The sequence below is a fragment of the Arsenophonus nasoniae DSM 15247 genome (genome assembly GCF_000429565.1).
Classification (GTDB): domain Bacteria; phylum Pseudomonadota; class Gammaproteobacteria; order Enterobacterales; family Enterobacteriaceae; genus Arsenophonus; species Arsenophonus nasoniae.
Map to the genome: position 1 here is coordinate 1 of NZ_AUCC01000098.1, position 9597 is coordinate 9597.

At 29.7% G+C, this 9597-nt stretch carries 8 protein-coding genes and 1 pseudogene; 4 read left to right on the forward strand and 5 right to left on the reverse strand.

Annotation, left to right across the window (positions count from 1 at the left end; all coding sequences use genetic code 11):
• Window positions 1-166: pseudogene (locus G468_RS25445) on the forward strand (IS91 family transposase); the annotation flags it as partial.
• Window positions 167-688: 522 nt separating this feature from the next.
• Here the strand turns inward: G468_RS25445 and G468_RS0114645 are convergent.
• The 4 genes from G468_RS0114645 to G468_RS0114655 form a co-directional block, all read right to left on the reverse strand.
• Entirely contained in the window at window positions 689-1120 is a 432-nt protein-coding gene (locus G468_RS0114645; protein ID WP_026823718.1) for a DUF3757 domain-containing protein, read from the reverse strand.
• A 682-nt stretch (window positions 1121-1802) separates the two neighbouring features.
• Entirely contained in the window at window positions 1803-2036 is a 234-nt protein-coding gene (locus G468_RS25215; RefSeq protein ID WP_338078182.1) for a hypothetical protein, read from the reverse strand.
• A complete protein-coding gene (locus G468_RS21280; protein WP_338023331.1) occupies window positions 2036-2944 on the reverse strand; it encodes a histidine-type phosphatase in 909 nt (302 codons plus the stop codon). Before G468_RS21280 ends, G468_RS25215 begins: the two co-directional genes overlap by 1 nt.
• A gap of 1782 nt (window positions 2945-4726) precedes the next feature.
• Complete coding sequence (locus G468_RS0114655) at window positions 4727-5095, reverse strand: YcgJ family protein (protein WP_248604896.1); 369 nt, start codon at window positions 5093-5095, stop codon at window positions 4727-4729.
• 692 nt (window positions 5096-5787) lie between these two features.
• On the opposite strand from G468_RS0114655, the gene G468_RS21285 reads away from it, so the two are divergent.
• Window positions 5788-6924, forward strand: a complete 1137-nt coding sequence (locus tag G468_RS21285; RefSeq protein ID WP_051297133.1) for a glycosyltransferase family 4 protein — start codon at window positions 5788-5790, stop codon at window positions 6922-6924.
• A 239-nt stretch (window positions 6925-7163) separates the two neighbouring features.
• Entirely contained in the window at window positions 7164-7982 is an 819-nt protein-coding gene (locus G468_RS0114665) for a polysaccharide deacetylase family protein (protein ID WP_026823720.1), read from the forward strand.
• A gap of 77 nt (window positions 7983-8059) precedes the next feature.
• On the opposite strand, the gene G468_RS0114670 is transcribed toward G468_RS0114665, so the two are convergent.
• Complete coding sequence (locus G468_RS0114670) at window positions 8060-8551, reverse strand: DUF1003 domain-containing protein (protein WP_026823721.1); 492 nt, start codon at window positions 8549-8551, stop codon at window positions 8060-8062.
• A gap of 579 nt (window positions 8552-9130) precedes the next feature.
• Between G468_RS0114670 and G468_RS0114675 the strand changes: the two genes are divergently transcribed.
• Entirely contained in the window at window positions 9131-9487 is a 357-nt protein-coding gene (locus G468_RS0114675) for a hypothetical protein (RefSeq protein WP_026823722.1), read from the forward strand.
• The last annotated feature ends 110 nt before the right edge of the window (window positions 9488-9597 follow it).

Sequence of the window (9597 nt, forward strand, 5' to 3'; positions counted from 1 at the left end):
AGGTTTTTCTGTGCTGATGAAAGGATTTCTGCGTACCGATCCGTACAAATGTATTCTGTGTGGCGACAGGCTGCTTTTCACCGGGGCGCAAATGGGTAAAAAAGCAACGGAATTGTTGTCAGAAAGACTGTATAACCTGGAGAAAAAGCGATGGTTACGCAGCTAAACGCAGGATCAATGTGTCTAAAATAAGGAAATCAGGTTAGAAATTACACTCTCTGAGGAAATGTTAACTGGCACTAAACACAATAAATCGATCCCCATCTCCTTTTTGCAATAAGGGATGGCTTTTGCTACTCACTTTAAAAGCGATTCAATTTCCTAACCATGAACTATCGCTTGATAATCGAGTATAACTATGTTTAGAGCCAATACCGAAATTATTCATACTTCACCTAATAGAAATTAATGATTAATAAATATAATGAAAGCAAAAAATCTATCCTACTTCTTATTAAGCTAAAACAAAAATTCGCTTAATAAAACCTATAGCCTTTATAAACCAGCTTCTTCTTTTAACAACATAGAAGCTTTAAGCTAAGATAAAAATAAAGGTTCTGTCGCATTAAAATAGATACCAAATAAAAGTATTAGCTGCTTACTATACTTTAGTATCAGTTGCTTGAAAAAATTGAAGCAATTTTTTAATGGAACAGAACCAAACAAAAATTATTTTTTAAATGATATTTTATTGACGAATCGTAAACTTACAATTCTCTGGCGCGGTTTTTTCACATACTTTATAAATAAGTCCAAAAGGTCCAGCTTCTTCTTTCCATAAATTACCGACAGTTTGGATAGTAAACTCTTTTTCATTCTTTGGTGTGAAACGCATATCAAGAGTTTTATCAACACCAACACGATAAGTACAATACTGAAATTTTATAGGCGCTGACTGACTTTCGGCAATTGCAAGTCCACCCTCAAAAGATTGTACCGTAGTTTTTTCTGCAATAATGCCTTGCAGCACACCAAGCCAATTTCCATCTACTCCATTTGCATGGAAAATACCATTACTACTTTCAATTTTATTTAATGCCGGACAATTTTCAGTGGCCTGAGATGTTAGACTGAAGCCAATCAATGATGCTGCTATTATGAGAGTTATTAATTTTTTCATGTCAAACGCTCCTTATTTATACATTAGTACAAACTACTATTTATATATTTACGTAGATCATGATTTGCATATTTATATAAATTATTATTTATATACTTACACAAGACATTATTTGTATAACAAAAATTACATTAATACAAAATTATATTAAGTAAGATATAACCTTATTAATTTACACTTACCACCATTTATAAAATATTCTATAGCATTAAGATAATTTAGCGTTATTAAATTATTTTTATTCCGTAATTTGTTGATAAAATAGTTGTCTGTATTATTTTTTAATTTTTTTAATATATATATTATCGCGTAAAATAATATTATTTTTTTATGCTAATCACTTATTAACTCTTTAAGTTGAATAAATCCAATAACAAATGCTACCCGAAGTAGCAGCGAGAGTTAAGTACTCAATTATTAATTATTAGAGAAAATACTTAACGTCAAAACTAGTTAGTAAAAAATAAATGAATCGAGTAATTTCTGGTTAAATACCTATTAAGCTAACAATAAAGTAATATTATCTTTAAGTTATAACAAATACTAATAACAAAATAAGAGACTTTATAATTAGCTAAAAAGAAAATAAAATTCGAATTTTATAAAAAATAACTAGCAAAACATACTCTTTCGTGATGAATATTAATAAAAGTAGTGTTAATCCCGCTGCCTCTAATCTTACCTAATCAACAAAAAGTTTATTTTTTAATGCTTGCTGCATGCTCTTTTCAAAGTCATCCCAATGACATAAGCCATTTCCATCAATCGGGCAATTTTTAAGCGCTAGAGTTACCTGTTTTGGCGGGTTACTCCATGTCAAAGCCGTCCCATTGCGCAATTGATTTATTGATTGATAAATATATTCAACTTTTAGGTAATCTTTATTCATTTTCTTACTATGCCAACGTTGAAACACTAATTTCCCACCAATTGGGTTTTTTCATATTGTTCAGATAATTGATAAGGGGCGAAATCCAGAGCAGACATTACTGACGCGATATTTGAATCATGACCAAACATAATAAGTAATTTTGAACCTGCAATTTTGCGTGGTTGAACAAAATACAAATCAATATATTCTAATAAAGGTTTAGCTATGTTACTAGCAACTATTTTAGTTTTATATGCAACTGCATGATAGCCATTTCTAATTTTATTAAGTGTTTTCCATTGCTCTGGTGTACTAATTGTTCCCCAAGCAACATCTTTGGTAGCAAATCCTTCGTAATACTGAAGATCAAATACATCTACAACGTTCGCTGCTAATCCTAATGGACCAAACACAAAGGGTTCTTTACCTGCACTAATATTCATTGTGTTTGGATAGCTAACAAGATCACACAATTTATCTTTTTTACATAGCGTTGAATTCTTAAAATCCAATATTGTTGACACTTGTTTATAAGCTTCAGCTAAATCCAAATATGCTAATTTTTCTGCCATAGCGCTTTCGGCTTGTCGCTTAAATTCTGCACTATCATCAGTGATAACTGTAGCAAAAATAGTATCAAACTCTCCGTCATTCATATCTGAACGATAAAAAGTTTTAACCAAGCAATCAGGAAAAGCGCCTGTAATAAAAGATTCTGCTGTAGCAATAGTACGTTGTTGATTGTTTGCATATACATAGACATTATTTGAATCTGGACATTTATCTTGACGCAATAGCCCCATTCTATCAAACCATGATCTAAAGTAGTTTCCTAAATAAATCTCTAATTGGCGACCTTTAGTCGTAAGATTTCCATTGTTTGTATGCCAAATAGGCCAAGCTTTATTCGTTGCACGAGTTAATATATTTTCATATATGATTGGTGCTCTCACATTATGTCTACTTAAAATTAATACCTGAGTCAATTCATAATCTTATGATTGTTCTAAAGAATAAGTTACTGGTGGCATTAAAATAAAAAGAAAGCATAACGTTAATATTTTTTTCATTTTTTAACGCTCCTTTAAAGTTCATTATAATTTATTTTATTAATAAAATTTTATTTAAGCGAAGTCAATTAAAAAAATTCATTTATAATAAAATTCAAATTTCTATTGTATTGAGGAATATTTGTTAACCATCACATGAAATAAGACGACATTTGACAATATATTTTCTAATAATTAATTTTTCTTATCTTATCAATACGAAATTTATTAGCACACTTAATATTTATTTAGTATTCGATAACTCTTTACATACCTCTGGCAAACGTATATTGCAATAATAATCAGAATAATATACTAATTAAATAAATATATTAGTAAAAAAAACCAAAATAGTTATCTAATTATTATAATTTAATTATAGAAATTTATATTGCCAAAATAAAATTCTTTAAAATAGCTAGCGTTATATAAAATAAACATTTGCAATTATTAAATTAATAAAATCTCACTTTTGAATAATAACAAAAAAAAAGCCAGCATCGCCAAAATGACTGGCTCTAAACACACAAGGAAAAATAATATTTTTAAAAATATTAGTATTTTTAAATAGTATTTATTTTAATAAGCTTATAATCATATAATTCATTATTAAGAGATAAAAATTGGATATTTACAAATAAATAATAAAAAACATTACTAATAAACACATTAAAATAATAAAAATATTTATTTTTAACTTAAATGAAAATTAATTAGAAAACCCAAACAATAATTCTGTTTTATTAAGCTTAATAGATTATACTCAGCATGAATAGATATCCTTCTTAAACCAACAATTCTTACTATAAAATGATCTAATAAAATTCTCAACTAGCCATTTTATCAAGTAATTAGTGGCTTTAATTATTTTTATCTCTATGTGCTAACTATTATTAAATTTTTACTAAAAAACGCTCATATTACTCAAATCTAAAATATAATAAAACTGATAAAATAGTAATAATCCCTAAAGTGTTGGCGCAAATTATGACATAACAAATAATAATTATTCATATTAAAGCGATTTTTTATTGTTTAAACGCTTTGGTAAAAAATTATTTTAATAAAATATCTGCCGATAAATTTTCTAATTAGAGTAAACATAAAAATACCGATAAACAGAAAAATCATAGCTTAGAAAAGCTGACAATTTAACACTACTAACAATGTTGGTACAATATTGCCTAAGCGTGTTAGCCTTACATTTTTCATTGTCCTCAAGTTCAGTAAAATTAAATACATCAAACAATAGATATAAAAAGAAAATATAACTCTTAGTTAAAGTAATCATTATAAATTAAACCAAAACAAAATTCATAGAATAAATCATACCTAAAATAGACACATAAAAAAAATTGATATAAACGATCAATACTTGCATATATGATAGACTTAAACTATTGTAATGCAGTTATCGATCGTTTATATCAATAATTTACGTAGTATTTATATTTAAATAAGAATTTCTATGATAAGATTTCTCGTTTTTAATATTAATGCTTCTATTTTACAACTCAATAATCATAAAAATATCACAACTCACTTTAAAAGAGTAAGTGATTTTTAAACAATAAAATGCCAAAATAAATAAGTAAATTTTGAGATTAAATATCGTTTCTAGCGTGATAGTAAAAAGTTATTTTTAATTTATAAAAAAATACACTCATGAGTCACTTTTGCCGATATTTAATTACTAAATAATTTTTCTGTGTACTGCTGACACACTTTGCTTCGTTGTCCTTTCTCATTAAAATATCTATCAATATAGCATTTCCTCTCTTTTATGTCGCAAAATACCCCGTTATCAAATGTAAAGGCCGTTTTATCAAATAAACCTTGAGACAATAAGCGATTAGCTTGTTTTTTACCTAAATATTTTTCTGTTAAACTGACTGAAACTCCTGTAATACTATCAACACATATGTATCTATCACATAGTACACTAGGTTCTGGTGAAATGAGCAATTTGGATGAGATAGCTAAAGTAAAAGCTGAATAGAAAAACAAAATGACACTTAATAACAATAATATAAATTTATTCATAAAAATATTCATCATTTAACCTTTACCTAAAAAATAAAAAGTATCCAACACAAAACTGATAAAACGAAACATAAATCTTTATTCTACATTTGCCGAGTAAAAATAGACATTTTAAGCAACATAAATAATTATTTAGCTTAAATATAATAAAACATTGTTACAATTAACCTATTGAGTTAAGGTAATTTAATTATGTGTTAAGTATAAAATACTCTACAAATGATAAAATTATCGCTTTAACAATTTTGTATAGATTATCAATTAATTACCTGATAGTCATAATAAAATTATTATTCATTATAATACTTGTCAAAATTAACGCTATAGGCATCATTTTCGCACCAAGATAGTGTTAATATCATCTCATCGTAATCTTTTACCTTTGCTATTTTTATAATCGTAAACCAATAATTATAAAATATAGAAAATGATGCTATAAAATCTAACTCATGAAAAATAAGAGGAAAAATTACTATAAAAAAATACTACAATTAGTTAAAGTAAGCATAGTTAACACATTCTGATTAAATACCTCTATATAACAAAGTTATAACATTAGATACAGAACGGTTTTGTTGCAGATTACTAAACTTTTGTCGCTAAATCTTTTAGCGAAAATAATAAAGAAATTAGAATATTATGTTATTTTTGTGTTAATTGAATGGTAAATCAATTAACAAGCGGGCTAACTATCAGGGTATATTATGAATACATCCATTATCTATACCGAATCTTCGATGAATTTTGGTGGCCAAGAAGCTCAGGCTTTATTACAAATGAAAGGGTTAATTCATCGAGGCTTCAACGTAACTTTAGCTTGCCATATAGACAGTCAAATTGCACATGAAGCAAAAAAAAATAACATTCCAATCTATCATGTTGCATTTATTAATAGTGCTCACCCTGCTTCAATCATGCGCCTACGCAAACTACTACGTCAACAACAAACAATTTTAGCCATTTGCCACAGTGGACATGATGCGAATAACCTTGCCATCGCTGTAAAAACACTAGCTAAGAAACAGCGGCCATGTGTATTGAGACAAAAAACCTATCTGTCAGGTAAAATAAAAGCCTTCAGTATGAATTACTTATTTGATTACGTCATTGTCCCCAGCGAACCAATGCGAGAAACATTATTGCAAAGTGGTTGTATGCCACAAAAGGTGAAGGTTGTTCATCCTGGTTTTGATTTTTCTAAAATGGTTGCCGAAAAACAAACCCCTATCGCTGATAATATTTTAACTTGGATAAAAGAGGGAACAGCCCCAATCATAATTCAAGTTGGTATGCTAAGAGAAGAGAAAGGACATGATATTGTTTTAGCGGCACTCGCCCAATTAAAACGGCAAGGCCGTTCATTTCGCTATTTAATTATTGGCGATGGCGCTTGTAAAGCTAAATTAAGGAAAAAAATTATCGACTATAATTTAGAGCCTGAAACATTGCTCGCCGGTATAGTTTTTCCTTCTTCCTCAATATATTCATATGCATCTTTAACAGTGATTCCTTCTAATAAGGAAGCATTTGGTATGGTAGCAGTTGAATCACTTTTCTTTGCTGTGCCGGTGTTTGCTAGTAATGTGGGTGGGCTACCTGATATTATCCAGGATAAAAGTAATGGACTATTATTGCCACCATCTGATATCAACAATTGGATAGCAGCTATTGATGATTTTCTACAGCAACCTAAAAAATATCAAGAAATGGCCCTACGCGGACAACTTCAAGTAACTAAGAAATTTTCAATCGAGTCATGCTTATTGCGTTTATTACAAATTGGCAAAGTGTATGATATTAATTTACATAATAAAACTAATCAGGAACGATCAAATAATTAGCTAAAGTCATGTGTTGATAGACTAAAAAATTCTGTTACTGATAGATAATTTATTAAGTGATGCTGATAACTAACAGTATCTGTCTTCTAACCACACGAATTATTAGTGTTCATTCTTTTTTATATAACTATTTGTTTGATTAATAAAATTACCATTTATGCAGTATATTAAATACTTGCTATTATGCTAATAATTGAGTAAAAATAATTTACTACCTATTAATCTATGATTTTATTAATATAATGAATGCGATAACTATTCCTATTCTTATGTACCATCATGTTAGCCCGTCTCCTGGGTTAGTTACTTTATCCCCAAAAACTTTCACACAACAGATGACATGGCTAGCTAATAGTGGCTGGAAAACCCTTTCTACAAAAGAATTAGAGCAATTTTATCAGGGTAAACCTTTTCCACGTAAGAGTGTCATGATCACTTTTGATGATGGTTATTTGGACAATTGGGTTTACGCTTTTCCTGTATTAGAACAATTGCAGCTTAAAGCCAGTATTTTTCTCATTACCAAAGATATTGGTAATGGTAAGGTTAGAAAATTATCTAATATCGGATATTCACACCGTGAATGTGAAATAAAGATCGGTAACGGCCAAGCCGATGATGTTATGCTGAGATGGTCAGAAATTGAACACATGCAAGCGAGTGAATTAATCGAATTTCATAATCACACATATTCACATTTACGTTGGGATCAATTAGAAACTAATATTGAAAGACGTCATGCAGCATTAATTGCAGATATTGAACAATGCCGTAATATACTTATCAAACAACTTGGTTATTGCAGTCAGCACTTATGTTGGCCACAAGGATTTTATACTCGAGACTACGCAAAAATTGCAAAAGAACTGGGATTTAATTATCTCTATACGACAGAGCGTCGTATGAATAGGGCTTGCCAACCAGAAACTTGGCGATTAGGACGAATTAGTACCAAAGAAAGAGAAGATACACAGTGGCTAAAACGTCGTCTTTTCTATTACACTACGCCAGTTGTCTCTTCACTTTATGCTTTACATAAAGGAGTTAGATATACTTAACTGGATAAACACAATTTACCTTAAGCAAATAGCCTGTGTTAGATAAAAGTATTGTTTGCCATTATTCTAAATAATTTTTATTTGCGAGTACGGCTTTCTAATTGAATAGTTAAGTTTTCAATGCGCTCGGCCATTTCTTTAGTTAATTTGGTTAATTCTGTATTTTGTTGAAGTAATGCAAATAACTGTTCAGTATTATATTCCGCAATAGCTTGCCTTTGCGCCATTGCTTCAGCTAAATCTTCTCGATGTTGAGCATCAGCAATCGCATGTGCTTGATCACGTTCAGATTGCCGAGTTTGAGCAAGTAATATTAACGGGGCCGCATAGGCTGCTTGCAGACTAAAAGTTAAATTAAGTAAAATAAACGGATAGGGATCAAATTTAGTTATCCCAGTTATATTAATGTAGATCCATGCAGTAACAACAATAGTTTGCCCAATTAAAAAACCTGGGGTGCCAAAAAAACGCGCAAACGATTCTGCCTTAAGAGCAAACCATTCATCACCAAATGTATGACTTAGGCCTTTTAGCGGCTGATAAAAGCGAAATTTTTTATGTTCCGACATAACTACCTACTCCCCTATGATAAAAACCATTCTAATTATCGGTTTGCAAATCGAGTTTAAAATTAAAAACAATAAAATTAACAACTACAATATAGAAAGAAAGTATAAACCAATTTTATCTCAATGTAGAAACAGTGCTAACTACTCTGATTATTCTTTTATTAAGCTAATCTAATTTATTATCAATCTGGTATTTAAAATCCATTTCCGTTATTTGATAAACATTAATTTAATTGTTGCTAACTCAGAAATGCTATTCACAATCGACATGATATTACCCGTCCTGGGGGAAATAAAAATACCAATGTTAATTAAATAAAAAAACACAAAAATTTATGTCAAAAAAATAAATTTATTGACAATATAATTTCACTTCATTGTTAATCTTTGGTGACCGCATGAAAATAAAATATAAATATTTAATTAATATATTAAAGTGTAAAGAATGATATTCGTTATAACATAACTTTTTTTTAATAAAAATTAATTCGTTTATTAAAAAATAAAAGAATATCATTCATTTTGAATACACATAAAGTAAAAGTACTTTATTTTTTACAAAACAATGGAGCAATTTATATGAATCAACAAAATGATATATGTTTAAATACCGCAGAATGGATCAAAGATGCTGCCTATCAAATTGGTATGCGCGTAAGATGGAATAATGCTATTTGGCAAGCAAAATGGTGGATAAAAGGCACTGAACCAGGATATCCTGAGCCAGGCAGCGGTGAATTACCTTGGGAAAAAATAAAAAATTGTGATGCTGATTTATGTTATACAGCTGCAACATGGATAAAAGAGGCCGCTTACCAAATCGGATCTCAAGTCAAATGGAATAAAGCTGTTTGGGAAGCAAAATGGTGGAGCAAAGGTATTGAACGTAGCACGCTACGCGTGAGCGGCGCAGCGGTGCTGCTTCGGGGATGTTAATGAGTTAAGTACTGTTTTATACTCTGCAGTAGGTTAATTTTTTTCAGGGATTCATCTCGATGGCTCGCAATAAATCTCCCAGAAAGCGTAAACCGGTTAAATCAGGCAGG